At 63.8% G+C, this 23,389-nt stretch carries 21 protein-coding genes and 1 pseudogene; 8 read left to right on the forward strand and 14 right to left on the reverse strand.

The window, feature by feature from the left end:
• Positions 1–98: 98 nt before the first annotated feature.
• From GCT13_RS48580 to GCT13_RS28980, 8 genes are all read right to left on the reverse strand, one after another.
• Positions 99–251 (reverse strand): hypothetical protein, encoded by a 153-nt coding sequence (locus tag GCT13_RS48580; RefSeq protein WP_193727785.1) that lies wholly within the window; start codon positions 249–251, stop codon positions 99–101.
• Positions 248–1,696, reverse strand: a complete 1,449-nt coding sequence (locus tag GCT13_RS28950; RefSeq protein ID WP_152763901.1) for an MFS transporter — start codon at positions 1,694–1,696, stop codon at positions 248–250. The genes GCT13_RS48580 and GCT13_RS28950 overlap by 4 nt, the downstream gene beginning before the upstream one ends.
• Positions 1,697–2,100: 404 nt before the next feature.
• Entirely contained in the window at positions 2,101–3,462 is a 1,362-nt protein-coding gene (locus GCT13_RS28955) for a citrate synthase (RefSeq protein ID WP_321574686.1), read from the reverse strand.
• A gap of 120 nt (positions 3,463–3,582) precedes the next feature.
• Positions 3,583–4,515, reverse strand: coding sequence for a hydroxymethylglutaryl-CoA lyase (locus GCT13_RS28960; protein ID WP_152763904.1), 933 nt, complete (start codon positions 4,513–4,515; stop codon positions 3,583–3,585).
• A gap of 63 nt (positions 4,516–4,578) precedes the next feature.
• Entirely contained in the window at positions 4,579–5,757 is a 1,179-nt protein-coding gene (locus tag GCT13_RS28965; RefSeq protein WP_152763906.1) for a CaiB/BaiF CoA transferase family protein, read from the reverse strand.
• Entirely contained in the window at positions 5,757–7,100 is a 1,344-nt protein-coding gene (locus GCT13_RS28970) for a CaiB/BaiF CoA transferase family protein (protein ID WP_321574687.1), read from the reverse strand. The genes GCT13_RS28965 and GCT13_RS28970 overlap by 1 nt, the downstream gene beginning before the upstream one ends.
• Positions 7,097–7,582 carry a MaoC family dehydratase gene (locus tag GCT13_RS28975; RefSeq protein ID WP_152763908.1) on the reverse strand — a complete coding sequence of 162 codons (486 nt, stop codon included), beginning with the start codon at positions 7,580–7,582 and terminating at the stop codon, positions 7,097–7,099. The genes GCT13_RS28970 and GCT13_RS28975 overlap by 4 nt, the downstream gene beginning before the upstream one ends.
• Before the next feature lie 12 nt (positions 7,583–7,594).
• Complete coding sequence (locus GCT13_RS28980) at positions 7,595–8,119, reverse strand: FAS1-like dehydratase domain-containing protein (protein ID WP_321574688.1); 525 nt, start codon at positions 8,117–8,119, stop codon at positions 7,595–7,597.
• A 218-nt stretch (positions 8,120–8,337) separates the two neighbouring features.
• Between GCT13_RS28980 and GCT13_RS28985 the strand changes: the two genes are divergently transcribed.
• The 4 genes and pseudogenes from GCT13_RS28985 (at position 8,338) to GCT13_RS29000 (ending at position 12,153) form a co-directional block, all read left to right on the forward strand.
• The gene (locus tag GCT13_RS28985) at positions 8,338–9,420 is read left to right on the forward strand and encodes an Ldh family oxidoreductase (RefSeq protein ID WP_152763913.1); all 1,083 of its coding nucleotides are present in this window, start codon (positions 8,338–8,340) and stop codon (positions 9,418–9,420) included.
• Positions 9,420–10,994 (forward strand): UxaA family hydrolase, encoded by a 1,575-nt coding sequence (locus tag GCT13_RS28990; RefSeq protein ID WP_152763915.1) that lies wholly within the window; start codon positions 9,420–9,422, stop codon positions 10,992–10,994. The genes GCT13_RS28985 and GCT13_RS28990 overlap by 1 nt, the downstream gene beginning before the upstream one ends.
• 182 nt (positions 10,995–11,176) lie before the next feature.
• Positions 11,177–11,272 (forward strand): annotated as a pseudogene (locus tag GCT13_RS28995) (ABC transporter substrate-binding protein); the annotation flags it as partial.
• A gap of 155 nt (positions 11,273–11,427) precedes the next feature.
• Positions 11,428–12,153: a phosphonate utilization associated transcriptional regulator gene (locus GCT13_RS29000; protein WP_152763916.1), complete on the forward strand. Its 726-nt coding sequence runs from the start codon at positions 11,428–11,430 to the stop codon at positions 12,151–12,153.
• 145 nt (positions 12,154–12,298) lie between these two features.
• Here the strand turns inward: GCT13_RS29000 and GCT13_RS29005 are convergent, their stop codons facing one another.
• The 5 genes from GCT13_RS29005 to GCT13_RS29025 all read right to left on the reverse strand — a co-directional run bounded on the left by GCT13_RS29005 (position 12,299) and on the right by GCT13_RS29025 (position 17,701).
• The gene (locus tag GCT13_RS29005) at positions 12,299–13,429 is read right to left on the reverse strand and encodes a 2-aminoethylphosphonate--pyruvate transaminase (RefSeq protein ID WP_321574689.1); all 1,131 of its coding nucleotides are present in this window, start codon (positions 13,427–13,429) and stop codon (positions 12,299–12,301) included.
• 34 nt (positions 13,430–13,463) lie between these two features.
• Positions 13,464–15,191: a putative 2-aminoethylphosphonate ABC transporter permease subunit gene (locus tag GCT13_RS29010; protein ID WP_152763917.1), complete on the reverse strand. Its 1,728-nt coding sequence runs from the start codon at positions 15,189–15,191 to the stop codon at positions 13,464–13,466.
• The gene (locus GCT13_RS29015; protein ID WP_152763918.1) at positions 15,188–16,279 is read right to left on the reverse strand and encodes a putative 2-aminoethylphosphonate ABC transporter ATP-binding protein; all 1,092 of its coding nucleotides are present in this window, start codon (positions 16,277–16,279) and stop codon (positions 15,188–15,190) included. The genes GCT13_RS29010 and GCT13_RS29015 overlap by 4 nt, the downstream gene beginning before the upstream one ends.
• Positions 16,280–16,391: 112 nt before the next feature.
• Complete coding sequence (locus tag GCT13_RS29020) at positions 16,392–17,447, reverse strand: putative 2-aminoethylphosphonate ABC transporter substrate-binding protein (RefSeq protein ID WP_152763919.1); 1,056 nt, start codon at positions 17,445–17,447, stop codon at positions 16,392–16,394.
• Complete coding sequence (locus GCT13_RS29025) at positions 17,444–17,701, reverse strand: hypothetical protein (protein WP_152763921.1); 258 nt, start codon at positions 17,699–17,701, stop codon at positions 17,444–17,446. The genes GCT13_RS29020 and GCT13_RS29025 overlap by 4 nt, the downstream gene beginning before the upstream one ends.
• On the opposite strand from GCT13_RS29025, the gene phnA reads away from it, so the two are divergent.
• From phnA to ald, 3 genes are read left to right on the forward strand one after another with little or no spacing between them, the layout of a single operon-like run.
• Positions 17,700–18,941, forward strand: coding sequence for a phosphonoacetate hydrolase (phnA, locus tag GCT13_RS29030; protein ID WP_152763923.1), 1,242 nt, complete (start codon positions 17,700–17,702; stop codon positions 18,939–18,941). The genes GCT13_RS29025 and phnA overlap by 2 nt on opposite strands.
• Positions 18,942–18,954: 13 nt before the next feature.
• Complete coding sequence (phnY, locus tag GCT13_RS29035) at positions 18,955–20,412, forward strand: phosphonoacetaldehyde dehydrogenase (RefSeq protein WP_152763925.1); 1,458 nt, start codon at positions 18,955–18,957, stop codon at positions 20,410–20,412.
• A 56-nt stretch (positions 20,413–20,468) separates the two neighbouring features.
• A complete protein-coding gene (gene ald / locus GCT13_RS29040; protein WP_152763927.1) occupies positions 20,469–21,587 on the forward strand; it encodes an alanine dehydrogenase in 1,119 nt (372 codons plus the stop codon).
• A 147-nt stretch (positions 21,588–21,734) separates the two neighbouring features.
• Here the strand turns inward: ald and GCT13_RS29045 are convergent, their stop codons facing one another.
• A complete protein-coding gene (locus tag GCT13_RS29045; RefSeq protein WP_152763929.1) occupies positions 21,735–22,166 on the reverse strand; it encodes a CBS domain-containing protein in 432 nt (143 codons plus the stop codon).
• A gap of 495 nt (positions 22,167–22,661) precedes the next feature.
• Between GCT13_RS29045 and GCT13_RS29050 the strand changes: the two genes are divergently transcribed.
• The gene (locus GCT13_RS29050) at positions 22,662–23,387 is read left to right on the forward strand and encodes an ABC transporter permease (protein ID WP_321574690.1); all 726 of its coding nucleotides are present in this window, start codon (positions 22,662–22,664) and stop codon (positions 23,385–23,387) included.
• Positions 23,388–23,389 lie beyond the last annotated feature (2 nt).

Raw genomic sequence — 23,389 nt, forward strand, 5'->3', positions numbered from 1 at the left:
TGCGGAAAATTGGCGCGAAGAGTTGGGCAAACGGCTGTGCACCGCAACTCAAAGTGCCGTTCAGTCGCGCGACTGAACGGCACTAACGCTTCAGCCGGTCACGCGAACACGCCCGATGCCGCCGCCGACTCGTCGAGAATCGTCGTGCGATGCATGCGGCGGCGCTGTTCGGGCGAGACATCGCTGATCGTGGCGGAATGCGTAGACGCACTCGAGGGGATAGCGCTGTGGCCACCCCCTCGCGTATTCATCGAGCGATGTCGTCGAGTGCAAGACCCGTGGTGCGCGGCCCGAACAGCGCGACCGCGAGCACGACGATCGTCATTGCGCCGCCGATGAAGGCGAACACTCCGCCGACGCCGAACTCGCGCAGGAAGAACGCGATGAAGAAGCCAACGAAGATCGACGACAGCCGGCTCCACGAGTAGACGAAGCCCACGGCGCCGGCGCGCATGCGGGTCGGGAACAATTCGGCCTGGTACGTGTGCACGATCGTCGAGAGCCAGTTCACCACCAGCGTCTGCACGATGCCGACGGCGATCAGCCAGCCTGGCGCCTTCAACATCGAGAAGATCACGCCGATCACCGCCACCGATATCGCGCTCCAGACGAGTTGCCATTTACGCTCGAAACGGTCCGCGACCAGCATGACGATGAACGGCGCGATGGGATAAAGCAGCACGATCAGGAACGTGTATTCGAGGCTGCGCGTCACCATGATGCCCTTCGCGATGAGCAGCGTCGGAATCCAGCTGACGAAGCCGTAATAGCCGATGGTCTGGAAGAAGTTCACGACGACGAGCATCAACGTGCGGCTGCGATATTGCGGGCTGAACGCTTCGCGCAGCGTGCCCTTCTGCTCATCCGCTTCCGATGTTTCAACGGGAGCGGGCAGCTCCTTGCCGTATTCGTTGCGCACGCGCGCTTCGATCATCCGCATCACTCGCTCGGCTTCGTCGACGCGCCCTTTTTGCGCGAGCCAGCGAGGCGACTCCGGCAGACGCAGTTGCAGATACCAGACCAGCAGCGCGCCCGCCGAGCCGAGCGCGATCACCCAGCGCCAGCCGTCGAAGCCGAGCGGTGCGATCGGCACGAGCACCCATGCGAGGAACGCGATCAACGGCGCGCAGATCTGCGCGACGCCGTACACGAGTCCGAAGGCCATCCCGCGCGCGTGACGAGGCGTCAGCTCCGACACGTAAGAGTCGATTGTCACGTACTGCACGCCCACGCCGATGCCGCAGATGAGACGCCATACGTTGAGGCCGAGCGCCGTGTCCTGAAACGCGATGACGATGGTCGCGACGCAGTACCACAGCATCGACGCGGCAAACACGCGGCGCCGGCCGAAGCGGTCCGCGAGACTGCCGAAGACGATCGTCCCGATGAACAGACCGACGAACAGCGATGCAAGAAAACCCGCAAGGCCGTTCATCGCGAAGAAGGTCGGCGTGGTGGGCGTGAGAATGCCCGAGTGAAACAGGCCCGGTGCGATGTAGCCCGCGAAATACACGTCGTAAAGCTCGAAGAATCCGCCCAGCGCGACGAGCGTGAGCAGCTTCCACATGGTGGCCGTCATCGGCAGACGGTCGAAGCGGGCGGTCACGGTGCCGGCGGTGACGGGACGTGACAAATAGTCCGCTATTTCAGGCGAGCCGACGACATCCGCGCCGATCGCCCTGTTCGGGGTGCTCATCGTGTCTTCCTCCTGTGCGGCCTGTTTCAATGGTCGCTATGGTCGAGCCTGCATCGTTGCAGGCATGAATGTCGGGATACTAATTATTCGAATGCGAGACACAGTGATCGCGAGCACCGGGCAATCACGTTTCGTGACACGCGGCGCTTCCGTCCACCCGCCAGGCTGCGATTCCCTTTCAATAGAAGTAGCGCCCAGTCTAGTGACGCGCACGATGGCCCACAATACTTGATCGTTGAATCAACGTCGCTTTGTTTGAGAGTCGACGCGAGCGGCACGCGACTATTGCCCATCGGCGCTGTGGCGCATGCAACAAAAACGGCCCTCGCGGGGCCGTTCATTCATGCGTCGTTTGACGACGGCGCGATCAGGGATCGCAAGCGGAAATGCAAGCGGGGATGCAATCAGGTATGAGATTCCGCCGCGAGCATCGCGCCATCGACGGGCAGCACGTCTTCTGCGCTATTCGAAGAAGCGGGACACGTCTGCAGATAATCGGCGCGCGGACGGATCAGCGCGCCGGACGTGCGCTGCTCGACGATATGCGCAACCCATCCCGCCGAGCGACTGATGATGAACAACGCGAATGCGCTGCGCGGCGGCAGGCCCAATGCAATCGTGAGCAACGTCAGGCCGATTTCGAGGCTCGGCAGACAGCCGTGCTTCGCGGCAATGTCGAGCGCCGCAAACAGCGGCTCGACGGACGGATGACGGCCCGCAAGCCGTCGCACGACGTCGATCAGATAACGGGCGCGCGGATCGCCGTCCGGGTACAGCGGATGATTGAAGCCCGGCAGATTTCGATGCGCTGCATAGTGCTCTTCGAAGAGCCGTTGCGCCTGAGCGACCGTCTTGCATGCGCGCAGCAGGTCTTCGGTGGCTTCGTACGAGCGCGCGGACGTGAGCCCCGTTTGCGTGAGGATCGCCGCCGCCACGCATTCGCCGACATCGGCGCCCGCCGATGCGGCGATGCGCGCGACGAAGGTTGCCTGCGCGAGCTCGTGATCGGCGCACAGCACGAGGGCCGCATCGAGCGCGGCAATGTGTTGCGGCGAGACCGTCCCGCCCAGCACGGCAAGCAGCGTCGCGGACAGCCCGCCGCCCCGTTTGCGAGCGGACGTTGCCGCCGCGCCGTCGTGCGGCCGTCGCAGATGGCCGAGACAATGCGCCATCGTCGCGATCATGCGGCTCGCCGCGACGAACTGCACATCGGACGAGCGCACGCCGCGCAGATGCTCGCTGCCGAAGCGCAACGCGATATCGGCGAAGAAGCGCACGAGTTCACGCCGGGGCTGCAAGCCCGCCGTGCCCGGCCATGCGTCGGCGAAACGCAGCGTGCGCGCGCACGGTTGCCAGGACAACGTGATGTCGTCGCCCGTATTCCACAGCGCTTTCACGACGGCTTCGAACGTCTGCCCGTCGCGGGCCATGTCGAGCGCCGCCACGCCGCGATAGCGCGGCCCTTGCGCGGTGATCTCCGTGAGCGTGCTGGAAATGATCGGCTCGCCCCAGCGCATCGCGGCCGCAGCAACGGGAGCATGACCGCTGCGCGCATCGGCGCGCGACTTCATGCGCTCGACGTCCTGGCGCGCGTACAGGCGACGTCCCTTGTCGCCTTGCGGCACACTGCGTATCCAGCCGCGGCTGACATAGGCATACAGCGTTTGCAGCTTGATCTGCAGGAGCGCGAGCGTTTCGGCGCGCGTCAGGTAATCGCCGGGCGCGTGCGCGAGGGCCGCTGCGCCGTCTTGTCGGTTGCGTTGCACCTCGATCTCCTTGCCGGCGCAAGGGCGCCGTACGGGGGCACAGTGACCGACAAGATAATCGAATGCCTGAGCGCTCACAATCCGGTGATGCCAGTAGCCATACGCAGTCTCACGCGCTCGCTACGCGTGAACGGGCGCCCGCGCCCGGTACGTCTTGGGGATGCCCGCCTTGGGCACCTGTCCGTACATCGGCTCGGCGGGCACGCCTTCATGCAGCAGCTCGCGCGCGGCGATCAGCCTTTGCAGGTCGATGCCCGTGTCGAAGCCCATGCTCTCCAGCATGAACACGAGATCCTCGGTGACGATGTTGCCCGACGCGCCCGGCGCGAACGGGCAGCCGCCGAGGCCCGCCAGCGCCGAATCGAAAGAGCGAATGCCCTCTTCGAGTCCTGCGAGCGCATTCGCGAGCCCGAGCCCCATGGTGTCGTGCAGATGCAGCTTGGTCAGCTTGTCGCCGATTTCGGCGCGCACCGCCCTGACCATCTTTCGCACTTGCGCAGGATTGCCGTAGCCGACCGTATCGGCCAGCGCGACGGCATCGACGCCTGCTTCGGCCAGCGCCACGGCTGTTTCGATCACTTTCTCCAGCGGAATGACGCCGTCGATCGCGCAACCGAACGCGGTCGCGCAGCCGGGCTCGATCGCCATCGGCCGATCCTGTTCCCTCACCCATTCGACGATGCGGCGCACTTCCGCGACCTGTTCCATCGTGCCCTTGCGCGTGTTCGACCGGCTGTGGCCCTCGCTCACCGAAACAGGCACGCCGACGCCATGCGCGCCCGCCGCATACGCTGCCTGCGCACCGCGCAGATTGGGCACCAGCGCCATGACGCGCAAGCCCGGCTGTTGCAGCGCCGCTTTCACGATCGCTTCCGTGTCCGCCATCTGCGGCACGAGCTTGGGCGGCACGAAACTCCCGACTTCGATTTCGCCGACGCCCGCCTGCGCGATTGCCGCGATCCAGCGCGTCTTCAGCGCCGTCGGCATGATTTCGTGCGCCATCTGCAGGCCGTCGCGCGGCCCGACTTCGCATACCGCCACCTTCTCTCTCATTTCACCGCTCCTCCAGATAGTTCGTTCAGCGGGCCGATGCGCTTGTGGGCGCAATTAGCGCACTCAGCGCAGCACGCCCGCTTCCGTCAAGGTTTCGATTTCGTTCGCATCGAGCCCCAGCAGCTCGCGGAACACGTAATCGTTGTGTTCGCCGAGGCGCGGCGGCGGCACGAAGTCGCCGCGAAAGCCTTCGCTGTCGCGCCACGGCAGCGCGATGTTGCGCGAGCCGTCGGCAAGCTCGGGAAATAACCCGCGCTCCGCGAAATAAGGGTCCTCCATCACCTCGCCGATATGCCGCGAACGCGCCGCCGGTACACCGCGCGATTGCAATGCGTCGAGCGCCCGGCCGGCCGGCTGGTCCGCGAGCCACGCGGCCAGCAGATCGTCCGCTTGCGAACGATGCGCGGCGCGGGCCAGTGCGTCGGCGAAGCGCGAGTCCGTGGCGAGTTCCGGCTTGCGCATGGCGTCGCACAGCGCGCGCCACTGCACGTCGTCGCTGACGGATACGGCGAGCCACGCGTCATCGCCCGCGCAGCGAAAGCATCCGGACGGCGCGGCGCTCCACTCGCGAGCGCCGCTCGCGGCGGGCGTATCGCTGCCCAACGCTTCGCGGAACAGCAACTCGGGCAGCAGCGCGACGGTGCTCTCGAGCATCGAAAGATCGATGAAAGCGCCCTCGCCTGTCATGCGCCGGTGGCGGATCGCGGCGAGCACCGCGCAGCACTCCCACAGCGCCGTGATCGGATCGGTCCACGCGGGCAGGATGCCCATCGCCTCGACCCGCTCGTTCGGCGTGCCGATCACGCTGGCACGGCCGCTGTAGGCCTGCAAAAGCGAGCCGTAGGCGAGCGCGTCGCGCTGCGGTCCCTCGCGGCCCGTACCGGACGCGGAGACGAAGATCAGATCGGGCCGGATAGCGGCCAGCGTCGGATAGTCGAGCCCGAACTTCGCCAGCACGCCGTTTGAGAAGTTCTCGACCACCATGTCGCTCTGCGCGATCAGATGGCGCAACAGCTCCGGCCCTTGCGGCCGGCTGAGATTGATCGTGCAGCTCTTCTTGCCCGCGTTCACCACGGCCCACCACGGCTGACGCTGCGTGTGCTCGCGCCGCGTCGACGATTCGATCTTGATGACTTCCGCGCCCATGCCCGCGAGCATCTTGGTGGTCATCGGACCGGCCAGCACCCAGCTGAAATCGATGACGCGCAGGCCCGACAATGCCGCCCTTCCCGTTTCTCTCATCACACCACTCCCTGCTGGCGCAATGTTTCCATTTCACCCGGCGATAGCCCAAGGCGCCCTTCGAAGACCGCGCGATTGGCCGAGCCCAGGCGAGGCGAGACCACTTTCCGCGCGCGCGGCAGCTCGGCGCCCGACTGCGTGCGCAGGCTGAACGGCAGACCCGGCATCGACAGCGGGATGTTGCGCGTCCCCTCCCAGCTATCGAAGAAGCGGCGCGCTTTCAGTTGGGCGTTCTCGAGCAGATCGCGCGCGCCGCTCACCGGAAAGCACGCCACGCGCGCCGCCTGCGCGCGCTCGAACACATCCGCGCGCGTGTGCTCGCGCGTCCACTTCGACATTTCATCCTGAAGAATCATCCAGTTTTCGTTGCGTGCGCTACGTTCGCCGCACAGCGCCGCATCGCGCGACCACGGCGGATTGCCGAGCAGCTCGACCCAGCGTTCCCACTGATGCTCCTCGCGCGGCGAAATCATCACGAAGCCGTCCTTGCAGGGCAAAAGCCAGATCAGCCCGCCCGCGACTTCCGTGCCTTGCAGTTCCTCGCGGCGGCGGCTGAAGGTGCGCTCGCCGCGTCCGTAATCGGCGACGGGTTCGATCAGCAGATGTGCGATGACGTCGAGCTCCGCGCATTCGATGCTGCGGCCCTCGCCGTGCAATTGTGCTTCGAGCAGGCCCCACAGCGCGGCGTTCGCGGCCGCGACGCCGGTGGCGAGCGCGACTTCGCGATCCGCGCAAGCGACGGGCGGCTGCTCGCTGGGCGCATGGACCGGCCGCGCCTGATGGAACGCGTAGCCCGCATGATGCGTGAGCGTGAAATCGGTGAAGGCGGCAAGCGTATCGGCATCCGCTCGCATCGTCGACGCGTCGCGCGCGGGCAGCGTGCCGAACGGCGTGACCGCGAGCGTCACGAGCGCGGGCTGGATCTGCCTCAGCGTGTCGCCGTCGAGTTGAAGTTCGACGAGGCGCGATGCGTGCGCTGACGTGATCAGCAGATCAGCCGATTCGATCAGGCGATTCAGCAATGCGGCGCCCGTCGGACACGACGGATCGAGCGTCGCGCTGTCCTTGCCATGATTCAGATAGGCGAAGAGCGCAGCATCGTCGCCGTAGGACGCGTCCGGCGCGAATGGGCCGGTTCGCCTCAGCGGATCGCCTGCGCCGGGCGGCTCGAGCTTCAACACATTGGCGCCGAGATCGGACAGCAGACGCGCGCAGAACGACGCCGACATCGATCCGTTCCATTCGATCACGCGCACGCCCGCAAGGGGCGCGGCAACGCGAGCGGCGGACGGGTCGGCCGACGCGCGCGGCGGCGTGACGGGCGTGATGGAGGCGGCGCTCACGCGGCCTCTTCGAGAACGGCGGGATCGAACGGATACGGCACGCGCGCGCCATGCCGCAGCGGCAAGACGACCGTCGCGGTGCCCGGCGTGCTCTCCTTGCCGTCCTGATTGCGCAGGCCGATCTCCAGATGCACGACACCATATCCGCCGCGTTGCTCGCGTCCCGTCACGCGGCCCCAGGCGGTAATGACATCGCCCGGCACGTTCATGCCGCGAAACTGGAACTGGAGCTTCCATGCCCAGCCGCTCTCGCCGACCCAATCCGTCAGCAGTTGCAGCATGATGTGCTGCTTCCACGAGCCGTTGACCATCACGTCGGGCAGCTTGTCGCGCTCCGTCGCGAATCGCCAGTCGTAGTGGATGCGATGCCAGTTCTCCATCGACGCGGACCAACGCATGATGTGCGCCGTGGTCATCGGTCCCTTGACGATCTGCGGAATCTCCATTCCGATCTCGACATCTTCGAAACATGGTGCGGCCATGACAGTCCTCGCCTAGCGCATGATCTGCGTGTTGGTGACCTTGAGCAGCTTTTCGCCGGCCTCGGTCGTGTAGGTCTCTTCGATGATGACGAACACCATCGGACCGCTCTTGCCGTCGCGCTGCACGATGTCCTTGTAGCGCGCCTGGCGCAGCACCTTCTCGCCGACGCGTGCATAGCGATACAGCTCGTATTCGTAGCCGCCGTTGAGGTCGCGCGGCAATTCCACTTCGACGGCGGGCAGGCCGCTGAAGCTGCGGCTCAGTCCGTCATAGTTCGGCTTGTTCATGTCGTCGAGGGGATCGGGCGACTCAGGCGGCCGCCGAAACGCATGCACCGGATAGCCCGGCGGCGCGACCACGTTGCCGTAGCGGCTCGTCGCGGCCCAGTCTTCGTCCCAGTAGCGACGCGCGTCGTCCATCGTCGCGTGATGGAAGCGGCGCACTTCGCTCGCTTCGACCGGATGTGTCGAAACAACCCACTCGGTCTGCGCGCCGATAATGGCTTTCACCTTGTCGGTGATGTACTCGTTGCTCACAGATGTCTCTCCTCTATCCCCGCTGTTGTCAGCGAGAAGATGCAGCAGGCACTGTGCTGCATCGGCGAGGCCAGTCTAGGTGAGCATCCGTGCAGCGCACAATACTTGATCGTTGAATCAACGTCTTCTCACCATTCGTTCGATCGACTATCGTCGCTGTGATACCGCAATGGCCGGCCTCGTGTGCGAGCCGCTGCATCACATTGACGACGGGAGACATGGCGATGGAACCGATGCGCTACGACGCGAGCACGCTGCGTGACTACGCGCGCAAACTGCTGTGCAAGGCAGGCCTTGACAACGGATATGCAGAGGACGTTGCACGCACGCTCGTCGAAGGCGATCTCATGGGCCACGATACGCACGGACTCGCGCTGCTGCCCGCTTACCTCAGTCAACTCGAAGCGGGCACGATGACGCGCGACGGCAAGCCAGAAGTCGTCTCCGACCGCCTCGCGACGTTGCTGTGGGACGGTCGCCGTCTGCCCGGACCGGCGCTCGTTCATGCCGGCATCGATACGCTGGCCCCTCGCGTGCGCGAGTTCGGCAGTGCGACGCTCGTCATTCGCCGCAGTCATCACATCGCGTGCCTTGCCGCTTATCTGTTGCGCGCCACCGAGTCGAATCTGATGATAATGCTGGCAAGCTCCGATCCGAGCGTTCAGAGCGTCGCGCCCTTCGGCGGAACGCGCGCATTGTTTACACCGAATCCGATTGCACTCGGCGTGCCCACTTCGACCACACCCATCCTGATCGATATTTCGTCATCCATAACAACTAACGGCATGTGTGCACGCCGCCATCTGAGCGGCCAACTGTTCGACGAAGCCTGGATGCTCAATGCGCAAGGCGAGGCGACACGCGACCCTGGCGTGCTGTTCGCCGACCCGCCCGGCACGATCCTGCCGCTTGGCGGACTGTCGGCGGGTCACAAGGGATTCGGTCTCGCGTTGCTGATCGAGGCGCTCACGGCCGGACTTGCGGGGTTCGGCCGCGCCGACCCGGCCGAGGGTTGGGGCGCCACCGTGCTCATGACACTGTACGATCCGGGCGCATTGGGCGGTATCGACGCGTTGCGACGGCAAATGGGCTGGCTAGGCGATGCTTGCCGCAGCAATCCGCCGCGCGTCGAGCATGCCCCCGTCCGCCTGCCTGGCGACCGTGCGATGTCCCGACGCGCCGAGCAGCTCTCGCACGGCGTGCGCCTGCACTCCACCATCGTCGCGCCGCTGGAAGCATGCGGCGCCCGCTACGGCGTGCCGTTCCCTGCTGCGCAACGACACCTGCATGGAGTGCTCTGATGCAAACGAATACGGCATTCAAAGCGGGAACGCCTGCCGCCGCTGCCGCATCGACGGACCCGATCATCCGGCTGCATCCCGCTGACGATGTCGTGATCGCGCGGCATCAGCTCGTCGCGGGCATGCGTCTCGACGATGGCGTCACGGTGCGCGGCCTGATTCCCGCTGGACACAAGGTCGCGGTACGCGCTGTCGAAACCGGCGCGCCCTTGCGACGCTACGGGCAGATCATCGGATTCGCGACGCGCCCTATTGCGCCAGGCGAGCACGTGCACACGCATAACCTCGCGATCGGCTCGTTCGAACGGGACTATGCGTTCGGCGCCGACATCCGGCCGACCGCGCACGTGCGGCCGTCCGCGCAATTTCAGGGCATCGTCCGCAGCGATGGCCGCGTGGCGACGCGCAACTACATCGGCATACTCACGTCGGTGAACTGCTCGGCCACGGCCGCGCGCGCAATCGCCGATCACTTCCGCCGGGACATCAACCCGCAGGCGCTCGCCGACTATCCGAACGTCGATGGCGTCGTGGCCCTCACGCACGGCCAAGGCTGTGCAATCGATGCGAACGGCGAAGCGCTCGACGTGCTTCGGCGCACGATCGGCGGCTACGCACGCCATCCGAACTTTGCCGCTGCACTGATCGTGGGCCTGGGCTGCGAGACCAACCAGATCGACGGACTGATGCAGGGGCAAGGACTGGAAGGAGGCGCGTCGCTGAAGACGCTGACGATCCAGAGCAGCGGCGGCACCGCGCGCACGGTGGCCGCGGGCATCGAGCAGATCAGGGCCATGCTCGCCGACGCGAATCAGGTGCGGCGTCAACCCGTCGACGCGAGCCATCTGGTCGTGGGTCTGCAATGCGGCGGCTCAGATGGCTACTCGGGCATCAGCGCGAATCCCGCATTGGGCGCAGCCGTGGACCGGCTCGTCGCGCACGGCGGCACGGCGATTCTCTCGGAAACGCCGGAGGTCTATGGCGCCGAGCATCTGCTCACGCGCCGCGCGGTGTCGCAGTCAGTCGGCGAGAAGCTGATCGCCCGCATCCGCTGGTGGGAAGCGTACTGCGCGCGAATGGACGCGAGTCTCGACAACAATCCGTCGGCGGGCAACAAGGCGGGCGGCCTCACGACGATCCTCGAAAAATCGCTCGGCGCAGTGGCCAAGGGCGGCACGACGAACCTCGTCGACGTGTACGGCTATGCCGAGCAGGTGCACGCGCAGGGCCTCGTGTTCATGGACACGCCCGGCTACGATCCTGTCTCCGCCACGGGCCAGGTTGCAGGCGGCGCGAACCTGATCTGCTTTACGACGGGACGCGGATCGGCCTATGGATGCGCGCCGTCGCCATCGCTGAAGCTCGGAACCAACGCGGCGCTCTGGCAGCGGCAGCAGGAAGATATCGATCTCAACTGTGGCGCGGTCATCGACGGCACACGCAGCGTCGACGAGTTGGGCGAGGAGATTTTCCAGTTGATGCTCGCGACCGCTTCTGGCGAGAAGTCGAAAAGCGAGTTGCATGGCTACGGCCAGAACGAGTTCGTGCCGTGGCAACTGGGGGCCATTACCTGAGTCCGGCCACTTTGTTTTCGTCGACGTTCGGAAGAAGTTCGATCATCGCTGCTGCGAGGCGTGCGTAGATCATCGCCGACAAAGCGGCCGGCGCGACCCGGCAACGCGAAGGCCTGAGCGAAAGCAGCTTTCCCCGCTTTTCGCACCGCGCGTCGCCGCAGATCGAACGCCGCGTGCGACTGCATCCCGAAGAGGCGCGGGCGCTGCTTCAGTTCCTCGCTTCCCCGGCTGCGCAGCCGACGGTGCGCAAGACGGGCCTCGATCCGATCGCGCATTGAGCGGGAAGCCCCACATGTGACCGCACGACGCCGCCGGCGCGCAAGGCGATCGCGGTTAAATCCGGCCTTCGCCGTTGTTGACAATAAACAAACGCGTACGTTAGTGTTTGACAGGTCAGACGTTCATCCGTCGCTCTTCGCTTCCATCGACTGCCATGACCAGCGCCAACCTGCCCAGCGCCTTTGAACTCTTGCAGCGACATTCGCTCGCGATGCTCGTGCAGGAGAGTCTCGAGCACAGCATTCTTTCGGGCGAGCTTGCGCCCGGCGAAAAGCTCAATGAAGTGGAAGTCGCCACGCGGCTGAACGTATCGCGAGGACCCGTGCGCGAAGCTTTTCGCGCGCTCGAACAGGCAGGCCTGCTCAAAACGGAAAAGAACCGTGGCGTGACGGTGCGGGTCGTTTCGCTGCGCGAAGCGCAAGAGATATACGAAGTCCGCGCGATGCTCGACGAGTCCGTCGCGCGCTGGCTCGCGAATCATATGACGCCCGAAACGCTCGACACGCTGAAAGGCATCATCGCTGCGATGAAGGCCGCGAAGAAAACGCGCGATCTCGCGCGCTATACCGAGCTGAACATCCAGTTGCACGATGCAATGGTCGCGGGCGTCGGCAATCAGCATCTGATCTCGACCTATCGGCATCTCGTGCGCCAGCTCGGCCTGTTGCGGCAGGCGGCAATCGAAACGGATCACGGCGCGCTCGGCGAATCCGTCACCGAACACGAGAAGATCGTCAATGCGCTGGCTCGTGGCGAAGAAGAACACGCGGTCGCGCTCGTGCGCGAACATGTCGCGCACGGCCTTGCGAGGATGCAGCGCGCGCATGAGCGCTGGGCCGAGACTGCCGGTCAGGATCGCGCATCTGTTACCGGGTCTTGATGGAACCGTTATGTGCGGCCTTATGTGCGGCCACAAAACTGGCCGCACGAATGCTCGCCCGAATGACGTGACGTCGAAAGACATCACCGTTTCGAAGATTTCGCCGCCATCACGCGCACGAAATCTTCGAGCGTGGCAGCGTGTGTCACGCAAGCGCCTTCGGTGACACCTGCGTGATGCCCATTGCCTTCAGCGTATCCGCGATCGCGGCGACCGCACCGGGAATACCCGCTTTGCCGAAGTGCCCGATGCAACCGACGCGGAACGTTTCGATCTGCGTCAGCTTGCCCGGATAGAGGATGTATCCGCGCTTCTTCACCTCCTGATAGAAGGTCTTGAAGTCGTAGGCGGGATCGTCGGGCGCATGGAACGTCACGATGATGGGCGCCTGGATCGACTGATCGAGAAATGGCCGGAAACCCAACTTGCCCATGCCTTCGATCAGCGCGCGACAGTTGCCTGCATAACGCGCGCCCCTCGCTTCGAGACCGCCCTCCTCGTTGTATTGCGCGATGGCCTGATCGAGCGCGGCGACGACATGCGTCGGCGGCGTGAAGCGCCACTGCATCGTGCGATTCATGTAGACCCATTGATCGTGCAGGTCCATTGCGAGCGAGTGGCTATTGCCTTCGCAGCGCTCAAGCGTGCTGCGCCTCACGATCACGAAGCCCATGCCGGGCACGCCTTCCAGGCATTTGCCCGACGCGGCGACGACGGCATCGAATGGCGTCTGCCGGGCGTCGATATCGATCGCGCCGAAGGAACTCATCGCATCGACGATCAGACTGCGTCCATGTTTCGCGACCACCATTGCGATCTCATGCAACGGGTTGAGCACGCCTGCGCCTGTTTCGCAGTGAACCAGCGCAACGTGCGTGATGCCCGGATCGGCGGCGAGCGCGCGGTCGATGTCGGCGGGTTTGACCTGCGTGTCTTCCGGATAATCGATGGTCTGGTGACGCCGCCCCAGCGCGCGACAGATCTTCGCGATGCGCTGGCAATAGGCGCCGTTGTTCGGCACCAGCACATGTCCGTCGCGCGGAACGATCGTGCCGATCGCCGCTTCGACGGAGAATGTGCCGCTGCCCTGCAACGGCACGCACTCATGCGTCGCGTCGCCGTGCACGATGCGCAGCGTCTCGCGGCGAATGCGCGCGGTGATCTCATTGAAGTCGCCATCCCACGATCCCCAATCGCGCAGCATCGCCTCGCGCGTGCGGTCGGATGTCGTGAGCGGACCGGGAGTGAGCAGAATCGGTTGGCTTGACAGGTGCACGTGAGCTCCTTGATAGACGCGGTGAAAGTACGATTCAACCACGGCGCGAAGTGCGCCATGCCTGGGTTCTACGCAACACGCCGTGCGAAACGCCGGCGAACAGCAGACACGCAAACGAAGCCGTCACGAGCACGAGCGTCGCCATCGCGGCGGCTGGTCCGATCTGTCCAGCGTCGTCGAGATTAAGGATGGCTACGGATGCAGGCTGTGTGTCCGGCGAATAGAGAAACGCGACAGCCGACACTGTCGTCATGCCGTTGACGAACAGATAGCGCGCGATCTGCAAGATCGACGGCAGGCACACGGGCACCGTGACGCGCCAGAACGTCTTGTAGAACGGCACTTTCAGCGATGCGGAAACGGCTTCGAACTCGTTGTCGATTTGCCGCAACGCAGTCACGGCCGTCAGATGACTCGACGAGTAGTAGTGGACGACCGTCACGATCGCGAGCAGCGCCAGCGTCCCATAGAGGCCATTGAGCGGGTTGGCGGGCGCATTGAAGAGAAAGATGTAGCTGATGCCGAGCACGAGCCCCGGCACGCCCATCGGCAGGATCGCGCAGAGATTGATGAAGCCGCGCAGCCAGCGCGGACCGCGCGTCTTCTCGATGAGATACGCGCCGCCGAACACGATCGCCGTTCCGCCGATCGCCACGCACGCCGCCATCTTCAGGCTGTTCTTGTATGCATCGAAAATGCCGGCGGCGATCAGGCCCATCTTGTAGTGCTGCAAGCCGAGGCTCATCTGATACGGCCAGAACTTGACGAACGACGCGAACACTGAAATGCCCACCACGGCCATCATCAACAGGCACACGACAGCGCAATACGCGAGCATTGCCATGTCGAAGCCCCGTGATGGCTTCGGCTGGAACGGCGTCGAGCGCGCGCCGAGCTGCGACTGCTGCTTGCGTCGAATGAAGAAGTCGACGGCGAATGCAACCAGCGCGGGACACAGCAACAGCAAACTGACCACCGCGCTGCGATTGAAATCCTGCAAGCCGATGATGAGCTTGTAGATATCCGTCGACAGCACCGTGTACGGTCCGCCGATCACGACAGGAACGCCAAAGTCGTTGATGCAGATCGTGAACGACACCATCGTCGCGCTGATCAGGCCGTACTTCGCGCCCGGCAGCGTGATCGTCATGAACTTGCGCAAACGGCGCGTGCCCATCGCGTCGGCGGCTTCATACAGGCGTCCGTCGGATAGCGACAGCGCCGTCACGAGAATCATCAGCACGTGTGGGAACGCTGCGTAGACGAGGCTGCATACGATGCCCCCGAAACCGTAGATCGAGTGTCCGTGCAGCAGCGGCTTCAGGATGCCCGAATTGCCGAACCAGTAGATGAAGGACACGGCGGACAACAACGTCGGCGCGAGCAACGGCAGCAACGCGACCGTGCGCACCGCGTTTTTCATCGGCATGCAGGAGCGCGTGAGTGCATAGGCAAACGTGAACGCCATCGGAATGACGATCGATGTGACCGTGCAGGCAACGGCGACCGAATGGAGCGCCGACGTCCACACGGCACTGTTCGCCAGATAGCCGCTGAAGTTCGCAAGGCCGATGAAGTGCCCGTCCGCATCGACAAAGCATTTGCCGATCACGAGTGCAAGCGGCAACAGCAGGAACATAGCGAGCAGCGCGCACATCAGCAGAAGCGCCAGCTGCCCGATCCGGTCATGCCAATGCGTGATTTGCCGCACTTCGGCGTGCGCTTCTTCGCCGGCACGGCGTTCGATCAGAACGGCGCTCATTGCAGACGCTCCTTCGCGGCCGTGAACACGCACACGTTTTCGCGGTTGATGGCGAGATCGAAGCGCGCACCCGTTTCCAAGCCCGTGCGGCGCATCTCATGAAACGACAGATCCGCGACGATCTCCTGCCCAGCCAGTCCGTCGACCTTGAAGCTGACACGACAGAATGCGCCGAGAAACTCGAGCTTTTCGACGCGAGCGGCCAGCAGGTTGTCCGGCGCGCCGCCTGGCATGCCGATGTGAATGTCTTCGGGACGCACGAATGCGGAAACCTTCGAACCCGGCGCGGGCTGCGCCGTGCCGCATCCGTAGCGCAAGCCGATCTCGCCCGCCTTCAGCGTGCCGTCGTTCATCACCTCGGCGGGAATCATGTTGACCTTGCCGATGAAATCCGCGACGAAAGGCGACGCGGGCTCGCGATAGATTTCATGCGGCGTGCCGATCTGCTCGATCGCGCCATGATTCATCACGACGATGCGATCGGCCATCGACAGCGCCTCTTCCTGATCGTGCGTGACCATGATCGTCGTGACGCCGAGGCGCTGCTGCAACTGGCGAATTTCCTGGCGAAGCCGCACACGCACGCGCGCATCGAGTGCGGACAGCGGCTCGTCGAGCAGCAGCAGTCCCGGTGAAGTGGCAAGCGCACGCGCGAGCGCAATGCGCTGCTGCTGGCCGCCCGACAACTGGTCCGGATGCTTGCGATGCGCGTCGGGCAAGCCGACGAGCGCGAGCAGTTCATTCACCCGCTCGGCAATCGCCGCGCGCTTCATCTTGCGATTCACGAGGCCGTACGCGACGTTGTCGAATATCGTGAGGTTCGGAAACAACGCGTATGACTGGAACACGATGCCGTAGTCGCGAAGCTGCGGCGGCAGACGCGAGATGTCGCGGCCGTCCTGCATGATGCGGCCGGTGCTCTGCGTCTCCAGTCCCGCGATGATGCGCAGCAACGTCGTCTTGCCGCATCCCGACGGCCCCAGAAAACAAAGCATCTCGCCCTTCTTCACGCCGAGATCGATATCCGTCAGAACGGGCGTGTCGTTGAACCGCTTGGAAACCTGCTGCACGCTCAAATAGGCTGTCATCTGTTCCTCCGCCTTCGCTGCTTCTGCTTGCATCGCAGCGGCACGCGCCGCCGCGTCGGTCGAAGCGCACGAATCACACACGGTTCATGCGCGCTTCACGCGAGACCCAGTGCTACTTCTGCTCCTTGCTGCCGTAGCGCTTTTGCCAGTCGTCGAGAATGGCCTGGCGGTTCTTCGCGGACCACACGAAGTCGTTTTTCACGAGCATTTGCGAATAGTTGTCGGGGATACCGGAGAGCTTCTTCGCGACGCCCGGATAGGCGACGATCGCCCACCATTGCGCGGTGATTTCATTCGCCTGCCGGCTTGCCATGAAGTCCGCGAGCTTCTTCGCTTCCTCGGGGTGCCTGGTCGTCTTCATCACGCCCGTCGCTTCCATGTCCCAGCCGAGTCCTTCTTTCGGGAAGATCAGATCGATGGGCGCGCCTTGCGCCTGCAACTCATGTCCACGAAACTCGAATGAAATGCCGATCGGGAATTCGCCCGTGCCCGCCAGCGTGCAAGGCTTCGAACCCGAATGCACGTATTGCGCGACGTTCTTGTCGAGCGCGTCCATGTACTGCCAGCCCTTCTCCTCGCCGAAGGACTGCAGCCACGAGGTGACGTCCAGATAGCCCGTGCCCGACGAGACCGGGCTCGGCATCACGATCATCCCTTTGTAGACGGGCTTTGCGAGGTCTTCCCATGAAGTCGGCTTCGGCAGGTGGCGCTTCTCCGCCTCGACGCGGTTGTAGCAGATGGTTGCGCCCCACACGTCCATGCCGACCCAATGCGGCGGATTGTTGCTGTCGCTGTACTTGCGCGTGAGGCTGTCGAAGCCCTTCGGCGCATACGGCATCAGCATGCCTTGCAGGTCGAGCAGCGTCAGGCTCGATGCAGCCAAGCCGAGCACGACATCGGCGCGCGGATTGTTCTTTTCGGCCAGCAGCTTCGCCGTGACGGCGCCTGTCGAGTCGCGCACCCAGCGAATCTCGATGTCCGGATTCGCTTTCTCGAACGCATCTTTGTACGGCTTCATCGCCTCGTCTTCGAGCGCCGTATAGACCAGCAATTGCGTCTTCGCGTGCGCCAACTGCACCGCGCCGAACGCCAGCGACGCCGCCACGACACAGCGCGCGGCCACGTTCAGAAGACCCTTGCAACCGTTGAATCCCGCTTGTTCCTTCATCTCCAGACCCCTTGATAAATGGCGTCGCGGCCAGCGACGGAAACGGCCAGTGCTGCGATATATGGCTCTACTGCGGTGGCTCCGCTGCGGTGGTTCTGCTGCGGCTCGATGCTGCAACCCTCGTCGACTGCTTTGTTGTTGTCTGTTGTTGACAATCTACAAAACGTCAATTTTAATGTCAAGTATTGCCACACTTTGCCACACAACGCCTCATCAACGATTCCCGGATTACCCTGGTCAAAGGAGAAACCCATGAGCGAATCCCCTGTATCCATCGAAGTGAACGGCCGTCGCTACAACTGGATGCGCAGACCCGTCGTCGTGGTCTGCGTCGACGGTTGCGCGTACGAATATCTGGAGATGGCGGCCGATGCGGGCGTCGCGCCCTTCATCAAGAAGCTGTTGAAGCCGGCGACCGCCCTCAAGGGCGACTGCGTCGTGCCGAGCTTCACGAACCCGAACAACCTGTCGATCGTGACGGGCGTGCCGCCCGCCGTGCACGGCATCAGCGGCAACTACTTCTTCGATCGCGAGAGCGGCACGGAAGTGTTGATGAACGATCCGAAGTACCTGGTCGCGCCCACGGTGCTCGCGCGTTTCGCCGACGCGGGGGCGAAGGTCGCCGTCGTCACGGCCAAGGACAAGCTGCGCCGTCTGCTCGGCAAAGGCTTGAAGGGCATCTGCTTCTCGTCGGAGAAAGCGGACGAGGCTACGCTCGACGAGAACGGCATCGACGATGTGATCGAACTGGTCGGCAAGCCGGTGCCGAGCGTGTACAGCGCGGACCTGTCGGAGTTCGTATTCGCGGCAGGCGTGCGTCTGCTGGAGACGCGCGACATCGACCTGATGTACCTCTCGACCACCGACTACGTGCAGCACAAGTGCGCGCCCGGCACGCCCGGCGCAAACGCGTTCTATCAGATGATGGACGGCTATCTGCAGCGCCTGGACGAACTGGGCGCCATCGTCGCGATCACGGCCGACCACGGCATGAACGCGAAGCACAACGCAGATGGCGAACCCAACGTGATCTATCTGCAGGAGCGCTTCGACGAATGGCTCGGCGAGGACAAGGCGCGCGTGATCCTGCCGATCACCGACCCGTATGTCGTGCATCACGGCGCGCTCGGGTCGTTCGCGACCGTCTATCTGCCCGCCCTCGCCGATACCGATGCCGATGCGCTGCGCCGCAAGCTCGCGGCCGAGCCCGGCATCGAACTGGTCCTCACGGGCGCGGACGGATGCGCGCGCTTCGAATTGCCGCCCGCGCGAATGGGCGATCTGATCGTGATCTCGAGGCGCGACGTCGTGCTCGGCACGCGGCGCATCAAACACGATCTTTCGGGACTCGACGCGCCGCTGCGTTCGCACGGCGGCCTTGCCGAGCAGACCGTTCCGCTGATCTTCAACAAGCCCGTCGCAAAGTCGGCTGCGCAACGCGAACGCCTGCGCAACTTCGACATCATCGACATCGCGCTCAATCATCTTCAGTGACGAGGACACGCCCATGAACGCCATTGCAGACACGACGAAAGGACAATCGCAGGTTCGCCATGAGGCGCTGCGGATCGACGGCGAAAAGATCTATCGCGACGAGGTGATCGATGTTCGAAACCCGTATGACGGCACGCTCGTCGGCACCGTGCCGAAGGCGACGCTCGACGACGTGCGGCGCGCGTTCGACGTCGCGCGCGCGTATCGTCCGACGCTCACGCGCTACGAGCGCTCGGCGATCCTGCGGCGCGCGGCAGATGCCGTGCGTTCGCGCACGCACGAAATCGCCGCGCTGATCACGGCGGAAGCCGGCTTGTGCATCAAGGACTCGACATACGAGGCGGGCCGCGTCGCGGACGTGCTCGTGTTCGGCGCGGGCGAGGTGCTGAAGGACGACGGGCAGATCTTCTCGTGCGATCTCACGCCTCACGGCAAGAAGCGCCGCGTCTACACGCAGCGTGATCCGCTGCTCGGCGTGATTTCGGCCATCACGCCGTTCAATCACCCGATGAACCAGGTCGCGCACAAGATCGTGCCGTCCATCGCGACGAACAACCGGATCGTCGTGAAGCCGTCGGAGAAAGTGCCGCTGTCGTGCTATCTGCTCGCCGACATCCTGTACGAAGCCGGCTTGCCCGTTCAGATGCTGCAAGTGATCACGGGAGACCCCGCCGTGATCGCCGATGAACTCATCACGAATCGCGCGATCGATCTGATCACGTTCACGGGCGGCGTATCGATCGGCAAATCGATCGCGTCACGCATGGGCTATCGGCGCGCGGTGCTCGAACTGGGCGGCAACGATCCCATCATCGTGATGGAAGACGCCGATCTCGACGAAGCCAGCACGCTCGCCGTCTCGGGTTCCTACAAGAACTCGGGACAACGCTGCACTGCAATCAAGCGGATGCTGGTGCACGAGGCCGTCGCCGACCGCTTCACCGATCTCGTCGTCGACAAGACGCGCGCGTGGAAATACGGCAATCCCGCCGACGCATCGGTCGATATGGGCACCGTGATCGACGAAGCCGCTGCGCGCTTCTGCGAACGCCAGGTCGACGATGCGATCGCACGCGGCGCGTGCCTGCTCGCCGGCAATCGGCGCGACGGCGCGCTCTATTCGCCCACGGTCGTCGACGGCATCACACCGGATATGCCGCTCGTCAAATATGAAACGTTCGGTCCCGTATCGCCGATCATGCGTTTCCGCACAATCGACGAAGCAATCCGGATGTCAAACAGCACCGACTATGCGTTATCGTCTTCCGTGTGCACGAACCGCTTCGACTACATCACACGCTTCATTTCGGAGCTGGAAGTGGGCAGCGTCAACGTGCGCGAGGTGCCGGGATACCGGCTCGAACTCACGCCGTTCGGCGGCGTGAAGGATTCCGGATTAGGCTATAAGGAAGGCGTGCAGGAGGCGATGAAGAGCTTCACCAATACCAAGACCTATTCGCTGCCGTGGTGAAATCTGACGAATCAGATGGCTTTGCGGCCCGCGTGAAGTTCCACACAGGAGGCAATATGCACATAGGCGTTCCGAAGGAAATAAAGAACCACGAATATCGCGTCGGCCTCACGCCGTCATCCGTGCGCGAGATCGTCGCGCACGGACATACGGTGAGCGTCGAAACAGGTGCGGGCGCGGGCATCGGCGCATCCGACGACGCCTATCGGGCAGCCGGCGCGCAAGTGACGCCTGACGCCCAGGCGATATTTTCCGCAGCCGACATGATCGTCAAGGTCAAGGAGCCGCAAGCGCGCGAGCGCGCAATGCTGCGCGAAGGGCAGATTCTCTTCACCTACCTGCACCTCGCGCCCGATCCGCAGCAATGCGCCGATCTCGTGAAAAGCAACGCTGTCTGCATCGCCTACGAGACGGTCACGCAGCCGGGCGGCGGACTGCCGCTGCTCGCGCCGATGTCCGAGGTCGCGGGACGCATGTCGATTCAGGCGGGTGCCTTTTGCCTGGAGCGCGCGCACGGCGGCAAGGGCATTCTGCTCGGCGGCGTGGCAGGCGTTCCATCCGCGAAGATCGTGATCCTCGGCGGCGGCGTGGTCGGCTCCAATGCCGCGCAAATCGCCGTCGGCACGGGCGCGCAGGTCGTCGTCATCGACCGTAATGTGGACGTGTTGCGCCGCATGGACCGGCTGCTCGGTGCGCGCGTCGTCACTGTCTATTCGAACCAGGACAATATCGAACAACATGTGCTCGACGCCGATCTCGTGATCGGCGGCGTCCTGGTTCCCGGCGCGGCCGCGCCCAGGCTCGTGACGCGCAAGATGGTCGAAGCGATGCGTCCAGGGTCGGCAATCGTCGATGTCGCGATCGACCAGGGCGGATGCTGCGAGACAGCAAAAGCCACGACCCACGCGGAACCGACATACAAGGTCGGCGAAGTGGTTCACTACTGCGTCGCCAATATGCCCGGCGGCGTGCCACGCACGTCCACGTACGCGCTGAACAACGCGACGCTGCCCTTTGTCCTCCAGATCGCGGACAAGGGCTGGCGTAAAGCGCTCACCGACGACGAGCATTTGCGCCGCGGCCTCAACGTGGCGCTCGGCAAGGTGACGTGTCCGGAGGTCGCGACGGCATTGAGCTACGCATGCGAAGACGCAGGGGCCGTTGCCGCAGGATAACGATGGTGTGGAACGGGTCGGCGGCCGGGATGCTTCGGCCGCTGGCCCGGAACGCTTGCATGTGCATCTACGGCGTCGACTGCGAGTGCCGGCTGCGAGCATCGACAGCCCGTCAGCCGGCCTGCTGGTCGCTTCTCGACGCGGCGCTTATTCCCCCTCGCCGGCCTGTGCCGTATCCGCCGCTGGCCACGCCTTGAGAATATCCCGCCAGCTGACGATCCCGACCGGCCTGAATTCGCCATCGACAATGGGAATGCACGAGATCCGATTGTCGAGGAACAGGCTGATTGCCGCTGAAACCTCGGCATCGGACGTGAGCGTGGCCGGCTTGCGACTCATGATCTGATGCACCCGCATGTTGAGCGTCGCGACATCTCGCGGCGACTCGACGACGCTACCGATGAACGGACTCATCGCGCGCAACAAATCCCGATCCGACACGACGCCTTGCAGCTGCCCGTCTTCCACCACTAGCAAATGGTGAAAACCGACTGAGTCGAAGATCTCTTTTACAGTGGTCAATGTGTCGTCAAAACCAACCGTCACGACGCGACGGGTCATGATCTCTGCGATTTTCATTTAGTTTTCTACCCCTGCTCGCCGCCCGCATCTTCGTCATTGTCTTCCGTTACTTGCCGAATAAGCGCGGCGCGCCAAGCGCGCGATTTAAAAAACGGATTATAGGGTCTTGTTGCTTTGCAATTGAAAGAACGCCCGCGAGAAAAGAAATAGACGCGCCGCGCGGCAATTCCAGATGCAAACGTTCAACCGCCTGTCGCTTTCGAGCAAGGGATAACCCGTAATCGTCTGGCCTGCCGCCCCTTGCCTGATAAAGGAATTGCACCGCAGCAAAATCGCGATGTCGCATTTGTGACAAACAAGGTCGACTACAGATGAGAACCTGCCGATTTTGTCCGGCTATCTTTTGTTCAACGCAAACGAAGCAAGAAGCACCTGAATACGCCGCAAGGCATGGGACCAGAGCAGATGCTCGGCATGGGGCTGGAGTCAGTGCTAAAGCGCCAACTCTGGCCGACAGCCAAAGCGCCAACTCTGGTCCACATAGGAGATAACGTGGAAACGCTTGCTTTCATCGTCGACAACTTCGCGTCGATCGTCCGGCTCACCATCGAGCACATCGAGATCGTCGGCGTCGGTGTCGGTTTCGCCATCCTGACTGGCGTGCCGCTCGGCATCGCGATCACGGCCAGTCCGCGCGCCGCGAAGATCGTGCTGTACACGGCCGCCATCGTGATGACGATTCCATCCGTCGCGCTGTTCGGGCTGATGATCCCGATTCTTTCCGTGATCGGCCAGGGTATCGGCTTCCTGCCGACTGTCATTGCGCTCTTCCTGTATTCGCAATTGCCCATCGTGCGCAACACGTACACGGCGATCACGAACATCGATCCCGCGTTGCGCGAAGCCGCACGCGGCATCGGCATGACGACGCGTGAGCGTCTCTGGAAAGTCGAGATCCCGATCGCGCTGCCCATCATCATGGCGGGCGTGCGGATGGCCGTCGTGATCAACGTCGGCATTGCAGCCGTCGCCGCATACATCGGCGCGGGCGGGCTCGGCAAGCTGATCAGCCGCGGCATTTCGCAATCGGACCCGCGCCAGCTGATTGCCGGCGCGATCCTCGTCAGCGTGCTCGCCATCGCCGCCGACTACGGCCTCGCCTGGGTGCAACGCCTGCTGACGCCGAAAGGCCTGCGCGGGCCGTCGCGCACCGCCACGCTCGCGCTGCGTCTCGGCGCATGGGCTTCCCTTCGTAAATCTCCTCGTCACGCGCAATAACC

The sequence above is a fragment of the Paraburkholderia franconis genome (assembly GCF_009362735.1).
GTDB lineage: Bacteria > Pseudomonadota > Gammaproteobacteria > Burkholderiales > Burkholderiaceae > Paraburkholderia > Paraburkholderia franconis.